This window comes from Chryseobacillus diguaensis (genome assembly GCF_049220665.1).
Classification (GTDB): Bacteria; Bacillota; Bacilli; order Bacillales; family Bacillaceae; genus Metabacillus_B.
In genome coordinates this window covers 197,222-213,557 of record NZ_JBMKNV010000001.1, presented here as the reverse complement: position 1 = coordinate 213,557, position 16,336 = coordinate 197,222, and the positions used below count along the sequence as shown (strand labels likewise).

At 38.2% G+C, this 16,336-nt stretch carries 12 protein-coding genes and 1 pseudogene; 1 reads left to right on the top strand and 12 read right to left on the bottom strand.

The features are described 5' to 3' along the window. Positions 1 to 97: 97 nt before the first annotated feature. The 10 genes and pseudogenes from ACOT8F_RS01035 to typA form a co-directional block, all read right to left on the bottom strand. Entirely contained in the window at positions 98 to 952 is an 855-nt protein-coding gene (locus ACOT8F_RS01035) for an SDR family oxidoreductase (RefSeq protein ID WP_421649698.1), read from the bottom strand. A gap of 26 nt (positions 953 to 978) precedes the next feature. Next, positions 979 to 2,028 (bottom strand): annotated as a pseudogene (gene uxuA, locus ACOT8F_RS01030) (mannonate dehydratase). A gap of 556 nt (positions 2,029 to 2,584) precedes the next feature. Further along, entirely contained in the window at positions 2,585 to 3,988 is a 1,404-nt protein-coding gene (gene uxaC, locus ACOT8F_RS01025; protein ID WP_421649697.1) for a glucuronate isomerase, read from the bottom strand. A 28-nt stretch (positions 3,989 to 4,016) separates the two neighbouring features. Beyond that, the gene (locus tag ACOT8F_RS01020; protein ID WP_421649696.1) at positions 4,017 to 4,874 is read right to left on the bottom strand and encodes a sugar phosphate isomerase/epimerase family protein; all 858 of its coding nucleotides are present in this window, start codon (positions 4,872 to 4,874) and stop codon (positions 4,017 to 4,019) included. Continuing rightward, entirely contained in the window at positions 4,861 to 5,883 is a 1,023-nt protein-coding gene (locus ACOT8F_RS01015) for a Gfo/Idh/MocA family protein (protein WP_421649695.1), read from the bottom strand. The genes ACOT8F_RS01020 and ACOT8F_RS01015 overlap by 14 nt, the downstream gene beginning before the upstream one ends. 69 nt (positions 5,884 to 5,952) lie before the next feature. Then, on the bottom strand, positions 5,953 to 8,001 hold the full coding sequence (locus tag ACOT8F_RS01010) for a Gfo/Idh/MocA family protein (RefSeq protein ID WP_421649694.1): 2,049 nt from the start codon (positions 7,999 to 8,001) through the stop codon (positions 5,953 to 5,955). 1,032 nt (positions 8,002 to 9,033) lie between these two features. Then, on the bottom strand, positions 9,034 to 10,389 hold the full coding sequence (locus ACOT8F_RS01005) for a glycoside-pentoside-hexuronide (GPH):cation symporter (RefSeq protein WP_421649693.1): 1,356 nt from the start codon (positions 10,387 to 10,389) through the stop codon (positions 9,034 to 9,036). Between the two features lie 811 nt (positions 10,390 to 11,200). Then, entirely contained in the window at positions 11,201 to 11,530 is a 330-nt protein-coding gene (locus tag ACOT8F_RS01000; protein ID WP_421649692.1) for a sugar phosphate isomerase family, read from the bottom strand. Positions 11,531 to 11,811: 281 nt separating this feature from the next. Continuing rightward, positions 11,812 to 12,381 (bottom strand): 1-phosphofructokinase family hexose kinase, encoded by a 570-nt coding sequence (locus ACOT8F_RS00995; RefSeq protein ID WP_421649691.1) that lies wholly within the window; start codon positions 12,379 to 12,381, stop codon positions 11,812 to 11,814. Between the two features lie 662 nt (positions 12,382 to 13,043). Beyond that, on the bottom strand, positions 13,044 to 14,879 hold the full coding sequence (typA, locus tag ACOT8F_RS00990) for a translational GTPase TypA (protein WP_421649690.1): 1,836 nt from the start codon (positions 14,877 to 14,879) through the stop codon (positions 13,044 to 13,046). A gap of 119 nt (positions 14,880 to 14,998) precedes the next feature. On the opposite strand from typA, the gene ACOT8F_RS00985 reads away from it, so the two are divergent. After that, a complete protein-coding gene (locus ACOT8F_RS00985) occupies positions 14,999 to 15,184 on the top strand; it encodes a YlaF family protein (protein WP_421649689.1) in 186 nt (61 codons plus the stop codon). Positions 15,185 to 15,274: 90 nt separating this feature from the next. On the opposite strand, the gene ACOT8F_RS00980 is transcribed toward ACOT8F_RS00985, so the two are convergent. Both ACOT8F_RS00980 and ACOT8F_RS00975 read right to left on the bottom strand, forming a co-directional pair. Further along, positions 15,275 to 15,727 carry a DUF4064 domain-containing protein gene (locus ACOT8F_RS00980; RefSeq protein ID WP_421649688.1) on the bottom strand — a complete coding sequence of 151 codons (453 nt, stop codon included), beginning with the start codon at positions 15,725 to 15,727 and terminating at the stop codon, positions 15,275 to 15,277. A gap of 163 nt (positions 15,728 to 15,890) precedes the next feature. After that, on the bottom strand, positions 15,891 to 16,304 hold the full coding sequence (locus tag ACOT8F_RS00975; RefSeq protein ID WP_421649687.1) for a GNAT family N-acetyltransferase: 414 nt from the start codon (positions 16,302 to 16,304) through the stop codon (positions 15,891 to 15,893). Positions 16,305 to 16,336: the final 32 nt, after the last annotated feature.

The window sequence follows — 16,336 nt, the reverse complement described above, 5'->3', positions numbered from 1 at the left end:
TTACCCATTTGCATTTGAATTATATTCATTACTTAAAATAGTTAATTAAAAAACTGCTAATTCTTTTAAAAGAACTAGCAGTACATTTTTTACTTATTTATACACCTGCATAAGAAGAGAATCCGCCGTCAATCGGAAGCACAACACCAGTTACAAAGCCTGATGCTTGTTCGCTGGCCAGGAATAATAAACCGCCAATTAGTTCTTCCGGCTCACCGAATCTTTCCATTGGTGTGCTGCCAAGAATTTTACCTGTCCTAGCGGTTGGTTTTCCATCTTCATTGAACAATAGTTTTTCATTTTGTTTTGTTACTAAAAATCCAGGTGCGATTGCATTTACACGAATGCCAGCTTTAGCAAAATAAACGGCAAGCCATTGCGTAAAGTTGCTGATTGCAGCTTTAGCTCCGCTGTACGCTGGAATTTTGGTTAATGGTGTGTAAGCATTCATTGATGATACATTGATAATGACGCTGCCTTTTTTCTTAGTCATACCCTTTGCAAATACTTTAGAAGGAAGTAAGGTTCCTAAGAAGTTTAAGTCAAATACATATCTAACACCTTCAGGGTCAAGGTCAAAGAACGTTTTAAGATCTGGATTGCTTTTTACTGCTCCTGCATCATAGAATTCATCATCGGTTGTACCGCGTGGGTTATTACCGCCAGCACCATTAAGAAGAATATCACATGTACCGAGCTCTTTTTCAACGATTTCTCTTGCTTGCTCAAGTGCTTCTGGATCGAGTACGTTTGCTGCCACACCGATTGCTTGTCCACCAGCTGCTTTAATTTCGTCTGCAACCTTATCAGCAGACTTTTTGTGACGATTAAGTATCGCAACTTTAGCTCCGCATTCTGCCAAAGCTTTAGCAAAATATGATCCTAATACACCGCCACCGCCAGTTACGACTGCAACTTTGTTTGTTAAATCCACTTTAAATGGAACCGTCATTTCATATTTCCCCTCTTGTGCGTTTGTTAACGCTTTCTGTTTTTTTGTTCTGCTTCCCATAATCCATTAAGATAAGTGGCACCTAATGCCCGGTCATATAAACCGTAGCCAGGTTTTCCCGTTTCGCCCCAAATCATCCGGCCATGGTCAGGACGGATTGGTCCAGTATAATCAAAATCTGCCATTGCCCGAATCACTTCATACATATCAATGGATCCCTCTGCTGATAAATGGCCGGATTCCTGGAAGGATCTAGGTCCTGTATGTTTTACATTGCGGGCATGGACAAAGTTTACGCGGCCTTTCTTTCCAAAATATCGAAGCATTTCAGGGAAATCGTTATTTGGATCTGAGCCAAGCGAACCGCTGCACATCGTTAATCCATTATATGGGCTGTCGTAAATGTTTATTAATCTTTCCAGATTTTCTTTATTGGTAATAATCCGTGGCAGACCAAAGATATCCCATGGTGGATCATCCGGATGGATCGCCATTTTGACATCAGCTTCCTCCGCAACAGGAATGATTTCTTTTAAGAAATATTCCAAGTTACCCCATAGTTTTTCATGATCTACATTTTTATAGTAATCAAATAACGTTTGAAGTTCTTCTATTTTATAGCTCGTATCCCACCCTGGTAGTGATAATTCCCCTGTTAACGGATCCATTTTGGCAACAACATCTTCTTCAAAAATTAACGCAGTTGAGCCATCAGGTAAACGGTAATCTAACTGAGAACGAGTTCAGTCAAAGATTGGCATAAAGTTATAGCAAATTACCGGAATGCCTGCTTTACCCAGATTGCGTATTGTTTCTTTGTAGTTTTCAATGTATTGATCACGGGTTGGAAGACCAATTTTGATATCCTCATGTACGGGTACACTTTCAATAACTGAGATGTTTAACCCAGCTTCTTCCACTGTATTTTTTAATTCATTAATTTTGTCTAATAGCCAAGGCTTACCAACAGCGATATCATAAATAGCTGTAACTATCCCTTTCTTCCCTGGAATTTGACCGATATATTCCAATGGGATGGAATCAGTTGGTCCGTACCAACGAAAACCCATTTCCATATCGTTATTCCTCCTTATTCATTAACGTCATTTTGTCGCTTGCTGGGCGAATGACCATAATGCACTTCTGTAGTTAAGGTCGCAGCTCGTTGTTAAGCCTTATTCTTTGCTGAGACTAGATGCTTTTTTGGTTTGAAGAAATAGTTCTTCATTTAAAGCAGGTTTAATACCAGTAATACCGCAAATATGGAATCAATCCGCATCAGAAAAGATTTTACTACTTTTGATAAAGCAAAGGGAGAGTATTTTCGATCATAGTAGACTTTTGGGTCTAATAGAATATAACCTTTTACTAAAAAATAAATTCCGAGCCCATCTCTGCCACGCTGAACATCATTAGTCATAACGCCAAACCGGTTTATTACTGGTATCAAGCGCGTTACCAGTTAATTTTGTTATGAAGGAGATTTGGAGACCAAATTGTGCTAAGGATACAGCTACATTTGCTTCTCCACTGCCTAGACTGCAATCAAATGATTGAGCTTGTACAATCTTTTATTGTATTTACATAATGTCTTCTCTAAAAATCTAATAATTTAATAATCTAAAAATCTCATTATCGTTCTAAGAAAAATTTTTCAGAATTTTTATAACTAATATTCCTTACCATTTGCTCAAGAAGATTCAGGTCATTAGGAGCTTTTCCCTCTTCAACCCAATTGCCGAGAATATTGCATAAAATGCGGCGAAAATATTCGTGACGCACATAAGATAGAAAGCTGCGCGAATCGGTCAGCATTCCAATAAAGTGACCTAGCAGTCCTACATTAGCAAGATCTTTCATTTGTTTTTCCATTCCATCAATATGGTCATTAAACCACCAGCCGGAACCAAATTGAATTTTCCCAGGTACACCTTCTTCATTGAAGTTTCCCATCATACCAGCTAAGACCGCATTATCTTTTGAATTTGAGTTATACAGAACCGTTCTTGGTAATACATTTTCTTGGTCCAGCGTATCAAGGAAACGTGATAATCCTTCCGCCAAATTGGTTTCTCCTACTGAATCAAATCCCGTATCTGTACCAAGACGTTCCTTCATCCTTGTGTTGTTGTTTCTCATTGCTCCCATATGAAGCTGCATAACCCACTTTTTTTCGGCATACATTTTTCCAAGTTCCTTTAACAAAAATGAATGGTAGGCATCTAATTCACACACTGAGAGCACTTTACCATTTATCCGTTTACGAAAAATCGAGTCTGCTTCTTGTTTTGATGTTTCCACATAGAACATCTTTTGAATATCATGATCTGATGCTCGCCCGCCCTTTTCATGAAAATAGTTGACCCGCTTCTTAAGAGCACTCATCAAACTGTCAATGGAGTCAACGTTTATACCGGATATTTCTCCCAATTTGTCAAGCCAGCTTTGAAACGAAGGACGTTCAATGAAGAGTGCTCCATTCGGGCGGAAGGTCGGAGCAATAATTGGTTTAAAAGATTCATCATCATTCAATAATTGATGGTATTCAAGTGTAGAAGCAGGGTCATCAGTGGTACCAATAAACAGTACATTCGATTTTTCTATAAATGATCTCGGTCTAAAATCAGGAGTTTTCAACTTTTCATTGCATTCATCATAAATTTCACGGGCCGTTTCCGGACTTAGTATTTTTTCAATACCAAAAAAAGTTTTCAATTCCATGTGTGTCCAGTGATACAAAGGGTTGCCGATTAAATGCGGCAGTGTTTCGGCCCAAGCCGCAAATTTCTCCCAATCACTCGCGTCACCTGTAATAAATCTCTCCCCAGTACCATGGATGCGTATCGCCCGCCATTTATAATGATCCCCACAAAGCATTAATTGAGTAATGCTTTCATACGGCTTATTTTCCCAAACCTCTTGCGGACTTAGGTGACAGTGAAAATCAAAAATAGGCAATTGTTCCGCTACATTTTCATAAAGCTTCACAGCAGTAGCTGTATCTAATAAAAAATCTTTATCTAAAAAGTTCTTCATAAAATTCCCTTCTTTTCATTCATTATTTTTAAAACCAATCTCCATAACCTAGCTTTCTTAAATAGTCGCTGGAATCTTTGAGGCATTCAAATGGGTCCCGTCCATATGTATCATCCTGTTCAATTAAGAAATGCCGGGCACCGCTTTTAAGACCTGCTTCAATAATCGCCTTTATATCCAGAGAACCTTGACCAAGTTCGGCAAATTGAATTAAATTTGCAAATTTCTGACTAAACTTAGAATGGTCTTGGAGATCCTCCTCCGTTAGGATCATCTGGCCAACTCGATAGTCTTTCAAGTGTAATAGTGAAACCCTGCCTTCGAAACGATTAATAACATTGACAGGATTTTCACCACCTCTATGAATCCAGTGTACGTCAAGCTCAAAACCTAGTTTAGAAGTATTTTTTCTCATGATATCCAGCAAAAATTCCCCATCATATTTTTCAAATTCAATATGATGATTATGATAATATAATTCGATTCCATGTTCAGCTAAGCGCTCCGCCATTACTTCGGCGTTTTTAATGTACTCCATTACTTTATCCTTTTGGCCCATTAAAGTAACCGGCATCATGCCAATTCTGATAAAGCTGCAATCTAGAGTTTTGCAGTCATTGACAATTTTTTTAAAATGAGTTGTCAATGATTCACCGCTTGAACCCGGCATTGTATCTAACGGAGCTGAAATGGCGGCAATTTTAATATTAAAGTCTTTACTTGCCCTTCTTAGTTCGGATACATTTTCTTCCGTCATAGGAATCTGGGTAACCTCAACACTGCTGAATCCAAGTTCATGAATGTTTTTTAGTGTCTCATAGGCACCCAGCTCTTCAACTTTGCTTTTAAGGTTAAACATCTGAACGCCAATTTTACCTTTTTGCATACTCTAATCTCCCCATTTTTATTTCTTTTTGCAGCTTTGACGACTGGCAAATAGCATCAATCATTTGAATCGATGTCAAAGCATCCCCAACATGAACATAATTGGTATCGTTATGGATGATACAAGAATAGAATTGGTTAATTAATTTAGCATGGCTTGCGCCATAATAGAATTTGGGACCGGGAAGCATTTCATCCTCGATGATTTCTTCCTTCTTGCCGGTTTCATTCAGTCTGGTTAAAATGCTGTCTTTGATCGTAAATTTTCCATTCTCGAAGAGAACCTGAAGCTCTACGCTCGAATTGCCGGAGTTGGCAACGGTTGCAAAAAATAACCCCGAAGCCCCGTTTTCAAACTGGATGTGGGCAGAAGCTGTATCTTCCACTTCAATGTCATAGTTTAATAAATTACTTATAGACCCTTTGATTGCCTTGATTTCACCGCCAAGAAGCTGCATTAAGTCAAGTGTATGAATCGACTGATTCATCATTACACCGCCGCCGGCATACTTCATTTGAGCCCGCCATGGCTTAGCTTCATAGTAATCGTTTGAACGAAACCACGTTACTAACCCTTTAATGCCAGTTACTTGGCCATATTCTCCACTCTTTACAATCTCTTGCAGCTTTTCAAAGGTTTCATTAAACCGATTTTGAAAACATACACAGATTTTCACATCCTTGTTGTCTGCCTCAAGCCTTGCCAAGGCCAATCCCTCTTCCGGGTTTAACGCTATAGGCTTTTCTTGAAAGACATGAACCTCTTTTTCAACACAATCCTTCGTAACAGGATAATGAAGATAGTGTGGCAAACAGATATGAACGCAATCTAATGCTTCTTTTTCCAGCATAACCAGATAATCGGTATAAAAATGAACATCAGGTATAGTATTCTTTAATGATTCGTTAACATCGCATACTGCCGTCAACTTGGCATTAGGGTTCGCCTGTATGGCTTGCAGATGAATTTTAGATATATCACCAAGCCCAATTATCGCTACTTTTAACATCAGCTCATCCTCTTTAAAAGCGAACTCATTGATGAAGCAGAAATGAGTTCGCTTTTTTTTTGATCTATATTATTTAGTAACAGGAATCTTTTTTTCTTCTTCAATTTTTTTGTTTAATTCTGCCACATATAATTCTTCATCAAATGGAATCTCTATTTCCCGGCCTAACCAGCTTGATAGATGCATAGCATTTGCCAATGTCACACCATTAATGCCATCGCTTCCAGGGGCTAATAAAGGTGTGCCGTCAACGATATTTGCTGCAAAGTTTTCCAAGACAGCGATGTGCTGTGCACCCCATACACTTTCAAACTCAACTACTTCTTCACTATAGACATCATCATGATTTGGTCCGCTGAAAAGATTTTGAGCTTCTGCCCAGCTGACAGTATCACTCATTTCGGACTCAGGCCGAACAAGACGTTTAATGGTCACTTTCCTGCTGTCATCAACAATGATTTTTCCCTTATCCCCTAAAATTTCGAAACGGTCTGTTCCCAAAACATCATGTGTACAAGTAATAAATACGCCTGTTGCACCATTACCGTAGTCAAGCAAAGCCGTTACTTCATCTTCAACAGTGATGTTTCTCTGATAGCCGTATTTTAAATTGGAATAAACTTTTTTAGGCATTCCGCAAATCCACTGGAGCAGGTCGATTTGATGCGGAGCTTGGTTAACAAGGACACCGCCGCCTTCACCACTCCAAGTTGCCCGCCAAGCACCTTGATCATAGTAACCTTGAGGACGCCACCAAGTAGTGATAATCCAATTTGTACGGCGGATTTTACCAATTTCGCCATTATCAATAACTTCTTTTACTTTTTGATAGAGTGGGTTTGTCCTTTGGTTAAACATAATTCCAAATGTTAATTCTGGTTTTGTAGCAGCGAATTCATTTAATTCACGAACCTGTTTCGTATAAACACCAGCTGGCTTTTCTCCTAATGTATGAATATTTCTCTTTAATGCATTTATGGCCATTTCAGGGTGCAGGTAATGGGGAACACACGTAACAATGGCGTCGACATTGTCGCTTTCAATCATCTCAATATAGTTATCGTAGAAAGGAACATCCGGATACTTTTCTTCAACCATTTCCTTTTTAGACGGATCAATATCACAGATTGCTCCTAAAACCATGTTTTTTACTTTTCCTTCTGTTATAAATCGTGCATAGGTACCGCCTTGTGCACCAATCCCAATAATACCTAATCTAACTTCTGCCATCCTATTTTCCCTGCTTTGTATTTTTCCAAGTATATTCAACAATGAATCATATTGATGTTTATAGGCGCTTGCACCATCAAGCGATTTGCTAGCTTTAACAAATTGTTCTGCTCCCTCTACCTCTAAATCTTTTAATGATTCAAATCGTACAAGGTGCGGCTCAAGTGTGAGGAATCCTTTAAAGCCATTGTGGATGGCCTGAGATAAAATCTCTCGGATTTTTCCGTCCCCAGTGCCGCATGGAACGTTTTGGCCATATGATAGAACAGCGTCTTTTATGTGTATATATTCAATTTCATCTTTTAAAAGATCGTAACATTCCTGCGGATCCTCACCACATTGAACAAAGTTAGCAAAATCAAAAATACCCTTAAAATGAGCAGAACCGACTTCTTTTAAAATCTCTTTGCATCGTCTGCCAATGTCTCCGTAGATGTCCTTCTCGTTTTCATGCAATAAGATAATATTGTAGTTTTTAGCAATCTCAGCAAATGCTATTAATTTACTAATCACTTCATTTCTATAATTATCTGAATTTTCACCTTTTGGAATAAAAAAGCTAAAAATGCGGATATATTTACAATTTAATAACTCAGCGATCTTACAAAGACGATCTAACATTCCCTTTTGGTTTTCAAAGCTTGCCTCATCGTTGATAAAAATCTTTCCAAGTGGTGATCCAATCGATGAAACACCAATACCAGCCTTTAGAAGTCGTGGTAAAATATTTTCTTTTGCTTCTTCTACGGTAAAGTCACCGATGTTTTTTCCGTCAATACCGCGCAAGCAAACATATTTCATACCAAGCTCTGAAACCACTCTAAGCTGAGTATTGAAATTGGACGAGATTTCATCTGAGAATCCTGAAATTAATAAGTCTTTATTCATTAATGGTTGTTCCTCCTTTTTAGTGAACGCTTACGTTCTCTCGTTAATTCTTGTAAGAAATCGTTAATAAAATGTAAACAATTTATGTATGAACGGATTTAAGCTCATGCCGTTTTAATAGCCTATCTTAAGGCAAGTGAGCTCCCTTCAAGCCTTTCTGCAAAGGTTTTTTTCAAAAAATACCTCCTCTATGATTTTTTTCTCTCTTTCTCGAGGTTGCAATATTCGGCAAATATAACATTACAACCACGATAACTTGTATTTGTATGCGTTTTCATGTGTTCATTATAACAACCTTTTATCCATTTTACTTTCCGTTTATTGTGGGGTTTTTAACATATATTGCCCATTTCTGAATTTGGGAGCTTTCGCTAGATAGTACATGGTAGTGGGAACAAATGAATTTATGCCCTTGTGACTCTACTTTCTTATGCAAGATTACGGATCACCTCTTAACCTTAAAATGAATGATTTTAAGGTTACTTCTCGTGAGTTTCTTGTGACGAATGGGCAATGCAACAAATCAAAACTTAGTAAAAGAAGCTCTCCAATCCTATTTAAAAGAACGAAATGGAAGGGATTAAAAACAGTTATGTCTTTGTAAATAATCGCAATAAACGGTTGAATAGAACAACAGTTAATAAGCTCTTTAAAGAATACGATGAAAAAGCATAAAAAAAGATTACCCTCATGATCTTCGGCATCTCTATTGTCCTCACGCATTAGTAAAGGAATGAGCGTACAGGAAGTGGCTAACCAAGCAAGGCATTCCAATATTCATACAACTTTGCTTTATACGAAACCAAGCAAAGACGATTTAATCAATAAAATGAATCTTTTATAGGAGGGACAAAGCTTGAAGTTTGAAACAATGAAAATAATCGCTTTTGATATTAAGGGGCCTTTTAAAGAATTAAGTGTAAAAAAAACAAGGCTGTCTCAAAAGGTCATTTGCTTTGACTTTTAAGACAGCTTTGCTTATTATTTATCAGGATTGATAAAAGTTGGCTTTTAATGATGTTAACTGCTGAATCAGGCTACAGTGGATTTGTTGCCTCTTTTATAATTCAGTTCACCAAGAATTTCATTGTAACGTTTATCAGAAAGATTATAAATAAATAGTAGTACAAGAATGGTGATACCTGTACCCATGGCTGGGTATAAGAACATTAGCTGTCTGATTCCTGCTAAAGTACCAGCGCTTTGAGTGGCATTTGGAACATAGCCGATTGCTGCTAAAACAATACCAGGAATGAACCCTGCTAAAGCTTGAGATACTTTTCGGGCAAAGCTACATGTTGAGTAAATAATTCCTTCAGTCCGTTCTCCGGTCTTCCATTCATTGTACTCAATACAATCGGAGATCATGGCCCAAGAAACTGCTCCGCCTAGAGAAAGCCCAAAGGTACCTATACACCAAAGAATATCAAAATTTATAATACTTGTCGGAAGAAAATAGTTTAATAAATCAGCTCCTGCTGAAATAAAAAGACCAAGGATATATACGTTTTTCTTACCCATTTTTTTAGTTAAACCTGGTGCACTTAAAATAGCGAGTAATTGGAAAATAAAGACGATAAATACCAATTGTGAAATCAATTTAATATCTCCAAGGTTATATTGTAGATAATAGATTTGTACTGCTTGTTTTAAGAATTGCGTTCCAATCGAAAAAATAAAGACTAATAATACCCCAATTAGCGGGCGATTGGTTAAAAGAGATTTGAATACCTTAGCAAAAGGTACTTTTTCTCCTGGTTTCCTTGGAACAACAATATGTTCTTTAACATTTTTATAACAGATGTAGTGGCAGATCATTCCGCATACGCCCATAATTCCGATCGCAACTGGATAACCAACACTAGGATTGGAAAACATTAAAACAATTGGAATTGTTGACATACCGGTAACTAAACCGCCAAGATAGGAACCAGCCATCCGGAAAGACGACAAAGAAGTTCTTTGTACCGAATCTTGTGTCATCGCAGCCGCTAACGATCCATATGGGATGTTCACAACAGAATAAGCTGCATTAAATATGATATAGGTTGCAAATGCCCAAACCACTTTGCCATTACCAGCAAGATGCGGGGATAAGAAGGTACATATTGTTAATAGAAAAAGGGGTACGGTACCAAATAGAATAAACGGTCTGAACTTTCCTCTTTTTCCTATTTTTGTTCTTGAATCCAAGTAGGTTCCTACAGAGGTGTCAACAAAAGCATCCGCTATTTTGGAAACTAAGAAGACAAGCCCTCCAATTGCCGGATTGATCCCCAAAACATCAGTATAAAATTTAAGTAGATATAATTGCCCTAAGTCAAACATAAAGTTATTTCCCAAATCTCCAAACCCATAGCCCATCTTTTCTCTAAAACTTAATTTCATAAAAAGCAGCCTCCTTAATTTTTTTGTCTAAATGAACTAATTAAAAAAGTTTAAATTGTAATCGCTTACTATTAATGTATAAAAGAGCAATTTACTACCTCCCAAACGACATTAAGAATCTGTTTAAATTTTTCGAATTGAGAGTACAGTTCAAATAACAGTAGAAAACGCTTACATTCTCTCGTAAATTCTTGTGGGAAATCGTAAATACAATGTAAACAATTTATGTATGGCCAGTTTTTAAGCTCATGCCGTTCAAATAGTTAACTTGATTCAAGAGAGCTCTCTTCAAGCCTTTCTGTAACGGTTTATTTCATAAAATACCCTCCTCCATGATTTTTTTCTCACTTCATCGAAGTTGCAATATTCGTCAATCATTACAACCATGATAGCTTTTAGTGTATACGCTTTCAAGAGTTCATTATAACAACCTTTTATCTATTTTACTTTCCGTTTATTGTGGGGTTTTTAACATATATTGTCCATTTAAATTCAGCTTCCTGCTGGCTTGGGTGGGCAATTAACAGTACCTTTTCGCCTTTTATTGGCAGGGCAAAAGGAAAAAATCACAAATAAAAAACAGCCGGCAGGCTGCTTTCCGCTTGATCTTTATTCTTTTGTTTAAACCTGCTTTGGATCTGAACAATGTAGCGGATTTGCCTCCTAGTCAATATAGACGTGGCAGTTCTGGTGTAGGTTTAAGGCTGTTACTGGATATTTCTCATCCACTTCCCCTTTTAAAAGAGCAGACATGGCATCCTTTTTTTCAGCCTTAGCAATAACAATCACTGTTTTTGCTTCAAGTATTTGTTTAATGCCAATCGTAATGCCTTTTTCCGGCTGGTTGAAATTTTTTGACCCACTCTCTTTGTTGTTTTATCAGTTCGATTACATGGGAATTTAAGTCAAAACTTACATACGGTTCATTTAATCCAAGATGTCCGTTGACGCCAACCCCATGAAGCAATACATCAATTTCCCCATGCTTTCTTATGAACTCGTCGGTTTTTTTATATTCATGCTTAAGGTCACTGCTGCTTGCATTAAAGAAATGAAAATGATCAAACGGGAGTGAAAAAGTTTTCATTGATATAGCGGCAACAGCTTCCCTCGTCCTCCCAAGACAGTCCGACAAATTCATCCAAACCTACAAAATAGCATTGAGAGAAATCTACCTTCTTTTTTTCAGCTGCCTCTACTAAGTACCTTAGTGTTCCTGTAGGAGTACTGCCTGAAGCCAAGCATACCAAGTGAATTCGGCTTTTTATTCACCTGCTTGATATCTTCTCGGCTGCTTTAAGAGACATTTCCTCATAATCTTTTAATACACTAAAATATATATTATGGATTTTTCTCAAAAGAAACTCTTCCTCTTTAGTTCAGCCTTGTGATAGCGATTTCATTTTCAAAAGTGGAAATTAGCTATGTATTGACATAGCCTGTCTGGGATTCAAGCGCGTTCAGCAATCCCATCACTATACTGTATTTAAACAGCTGCTCATCCTTCAGCCCTTGATACAATCCTGCAGCATACCCGGCTACTACTGCATCCCCTGAACCGACTGGATTCACAGCTTTCACTTTAGAAATCGAAACACGATATACCTTGCCATAATGCTTTACAATTGCTCCTTTTTCCCCAAGGCTGACCATAATGACAGGTATCGGGTACGGGAACTTTTCTAAAATACTTACAAGATCATGTTCTGTTTTCACTTCTGCACCCATCAATTTCTCAAACTCTATGAGATTGGGCTTGATAAACACCAGTCCAGCCTCCAAGGCCTTTTTGAGAGGTTCTCCGCTTGTATCTAACATAAAAGGTTTCTCATAACGACGTGCAAGCTCAATTAGCTCTTTATAAAAAGTATCAGGCAGACCCTTTGGCAAACTGCCGGATGCTACAATCATGCTTGCTTTCTGAAACGCTGTATCAATCTCCTTTAAGAAAAGGTAGTCGCTCTTTATCTGACACCACCGGTCCTTCTTCAAGGATTTCTGTCTGATAAAAATCATGAATAATAGCTATACAATTTCTGGTGTCTCCCTCAATTGATAAAAATTGATGGGGAATCCTTTTATTGCTTAGCTCTTTTTGTATGAACAACCCGTTTGTTTCGCCAAGGAAGCCTGTTGCTTTTACAGACACCCCAAGACTTTAATGTAATTATCTGAATGATACCAGCCTTTATAATCATAAAGCACTTAATATCTTGAGCTATTAATCTCTTTGCTTGGATTACTTTCTCGACGTTCAAAAAGAAAAGTCGTTATCTATTAGATTTAAACCTGTCAATCGAAAAATACAAGTAATAAAACTTCAAAATCCTACCCCTTTATTTAAAGATAAAGAAATACAGATAATATACAGCGCCTTGCATACCGCACAATATAACTAATACTGTAAAGACATGTTCTGGAAAGATTTCTGCCATATCTGCCAGAAAAACCTCCGCACGCAGGTCAAATTTTAAAAATGGAAAGGTTGAGATTGTGCATGAAAGTTATATTTTATAAATTGTTCCGCGATACCAGGAGCTCATTCTCCTGCATGCACTTATCTTGCCAATATCAACAAAACAGCTCAATGAAAAAAAGCCGCATGATTCCTTCTGTAGGGAATCATGCGGCTTTTACACTACATTGCCGATCGATTAAATGCCAGCCAATTTCTTTTTCTTAGCCGCTTTTTCACGTTCGTTTTTGTCTAGGATTTTCTTTCTTAGACGAATGGATTCAGGTGTTACTTCACAATACTCATCATCCCCCAAGTATTCCAAAGATTCTTCAAGAGAAAGAATACGGGGTTTCTTGATTGTTGCTGTTTGATCCTTTGTTGCAGAGCGCACATTTGTTTGCTGTTTCATTCTGCAAATGTTAACAACAAGGTCGTTTTCACGGTTGTGTTCTCCAACAACCATGCCTTCATAGACCTCTGTGCCCGGCTCTACAAACACAATACCACGGTCTTCAATTCCCATAATTCCGTAAGTAGTTGATTTACCGTTTTCCATAGAAACGAGTACACCTTGACGGCGTCCTCCTACATGTCCAGTTTGCATTGGCTGGTAGCTGTCATAAGTGTGGTTAATAATACCATATCCGCGAGTCAATGAAAGGAATTCTGTTGAATATCCGATTAAGCCTCTGGAAGGCACTGTAAAGATTAATCGTACTTGACCATTCCCATTGTTAATCATATCAAGCATTTCGCCTTTACGGGCACCGATTGATTCCATTACAGAACCAGTGTATTCTTCAGGAACATCAATTTGAACGCGTTCTACCGGCTCACAGCGGACGCCGTCAATTTCACGCACAATAACTTCAGGCTTGGAAACCTGCAGCTCGTATCCTTCACGGCGCATATTCTCAATCAAGATAGAAAGATGAAGTTCCCCGCGTCCTGAAACAATCCACGCATCAGGGGATTCCGTATTTTCTACACGCAGGCTTACATCTGTTTGGAGCTGCTGCATTAAACGTTCTTCAATTTTCCGAGAAGTAACAAATTTCCCTTCACGTCCTGCAAACGGACTGTTGTTAACAAGGAATGTCATTTGCAGAGTAGGTTCATCAATACGAAGTACAGGAAGAGCTTCCTGACTTTCTACCGGACATACTGTTTCACCTACGTTGATATCTTCCATACCTGAAACAGCTACAAGGTCTCCTGCTTTTGCCTCTTGTATTTCTAACCGTTTTAAGCCTTGGAAGCCAAGAATTTTGGTTACGCGGAAGTTTTTCACAGATCCATCAAGCTTCATAAGAGCTACTTGCTGGCCTACATTCATTGTTCCTCTGAAAACACGTCCAATTCCGATACGTCCTACATAATCGTTATAGTCAAGAAGGGCTACCTGGAATTGAAGAGCTTCATCGCTGTTATCAACTGGTGCTGGAATATGTTTGATAATAGACTCGTAAACACATTCCATGTTTTCATCCTGCTTGCTTGCATCCATGCTTGCCGTACCATTTACAGCTGAAGCATAGATAACAGGGAAGTCAAGCTGATCCTCTGTAGCATCAAGCTCGATGAACAAATCAACTACTTCATCAACAACTTCTTCAGGACGGGCAGAATCTTTGTCAATCTTGTTGACAACGACGATCGGTGTCAGCTTTTGTTCAAGTGCTTTTTTCAATACGAAGCGGGTTTGAGGCATACAGCCCTCATAGGCGTCTACAACCAAAAGAACGCCATCAACCATCTTCATGATCCTCTCAACCTCTCCGCCAAAATCGGCATGGCCTGGAGTATCCAAAATGTTGATGCGAGTGTCTTTATATTGAATGGCTGTATTCTTAGCCAGAATGGTAATTCCCCGCTCACGTTCTAAATCATTTGAGTCCATTGCACGCTCAGCTACATGTTCATTTGCGCGAAACGTACCCGCTTGGTGAAGCAGCTTGTCGACAAGCGTTGTTTTACCATGGTCAACGTGGGCAATAATCGCAATATTGCGAATGTCATTTCTTAAATTCACATTTTCATCTCCTATATTTTCAAATACCTTCGATATTATACCACACAAGCTGGAAAAGCCGAAGGAATTTAGATAAACTGTTTATATGGTACATTTTTAACAACAGGGGGATGTAGAAATTGAAGCTAGGAAAATGGATATTTGCCGTTCTTGCCATATTGGCAGTTGTATTTATGATGCTGATCGCAGTCTCTATTGGCATGCAAAACGCCCTAGGAGTAATTGGTTCTATCATAGGCCTATTTGCCGTAATGGGTTGTGGTTTCGCCTTGAAGAAAAGAATGCGTGAAAAAGGACTACTATAAGAAAAGCCTGGGAAGTTTCCCAGGCTTTTTTCACTTAAGCTCTATTTTAGTATGTAAAAATTTCAACAAACTTAATAATATTTTTACAAATTAAAACGTTTCTTTTCCTGCATATTCCTCTGTAAGGGAGACTTTCGGCTTTCTGACTAGAGCAATTATTCCAGCAATCAGATAAGCTACCCCGCCAAAAAATGAAAATCCAATCGAACCAACCGTTGTGACAACTCCACCGGCAATAAGAAGGATGCCTGCAGCTTTTGGTTTTTTGTTTCCTTTAAGGAAAATAATTGCAAGAATTCCTAAAACGAGTCCTATAAAGGCAGAAATGGCAACAAAAGTCGAGAAGGTTTGTACAATTTTGCTGATGCTTTCAAATGTAACATTAGCGTCTGACAAAGCCGGATCCTTTTTAATTGCCTCGTTAACCCCTTGCTCAAAGCTAGGAGAGTTTTTAAGGCCAAGCATGAGAATACTTAATACAAATGTAATTAGGTACAAAACAGCTCCGATAATTGCAAAGATAATTTCTGCCGTACGTTTCACAAACATTTCCCCTTTCCATTGCAGCTGCCAGCAAGATTGCTTTCAGCCAATTCGTTATAATTTTACATATTTCCATGTTAGCAAATAAACAATGGTAATGCCCAGTAATTTTACAATTCGGATGAAAAATAGCTAAAATTAAAAACTGCTCATAGAGCAGTTTTTAAACAGGCCTGATCAAAATGATATATTTCTTCCCATCCTGGCTATTTTCTATTTTTAGCTGTTCAAATCCTGAATGGCATATAAAGTGAACCCAATTCATCCGGTCTGCTGGACACGCTGCGAAAACCACTTTATGGCCTTTTGCTTTTAAAGAGTTAACAATAGAATCAATTATTTTTTTTCCGTATCCTTTTTTTCGGTAACCGGCTTCAACAAGAATGGTACCTAGCCAAGCTTTTTCATTGGAAGGGGCCCATTCCATATGATAGCTGATCCCAATAGGCTGATCTTCTTTATGCCAAACAAGCCATTCCCCATCATACATATCGTAAGCCTTCAAATAACTTTCAACTGATTTTGCGCCTATTTCTTCCTGCTCCCATTCTTGACTGGAAGAAATTAATTTATTCAAATATGTGAGTTCTTCTCTCATCAGAGGACGGG

Excerpts from the sequence above, each read along its gene's own strand:
- ACOT8F_RS01020 (WP_421649696.1), bottom strand. The coding sequence starts at position 4,874 with ATGCAAAAAGGTAAAATTGGCGTTCAGATGTTTAACCTTAAAAGCAAA.
- ACOT8F_RS01005 (WP_421649693.1), bottom strand. The coding sequence starts at position 10,389 with ATGAAATTAAGTTTTAGAGAAAAGATGGGCTATGGGTTTGGAGATTTG.
- ACOT8F_RS01015 (WP_421649695.1), bottom strand. The coding sequence starts at position 5,883 with ATGTTAAAAGTAGCGATAATTGGGCTTGGTGATATATCTAAAATTCAT.
- ACOT8F_RS01035 (WP_421649698.1), bottom strand. The coding sequence starts at position 952 with ATGACGGTTCCATTTAAAGTGGATTTAACAAACAAAGTTGCAGTCGTA.
- ACOT8F_RS01010 (WP_421649694.1), bottom strand. The coding sequence starts at position 8,001 with ATGAATAAAGACTTATTAATTTCAGGATTCTCAGATGAAATCTCGTCC.
- ACOT8F_RS01000 (WP_421649692.1), bottom strand. The coding sequence starts at position 11,530 with ATGAATTTGTCGGACTGTCTTGGGAGGACGAGGGAAGCTGTTGCCGCT.
- uxaC (WP_421649697.1), bottom strand. The coding sequence starts at position 3,988 with ATGAAGAACTTTTTAGATAAAGATTTTTTATTAGATACAGCTACTGCT.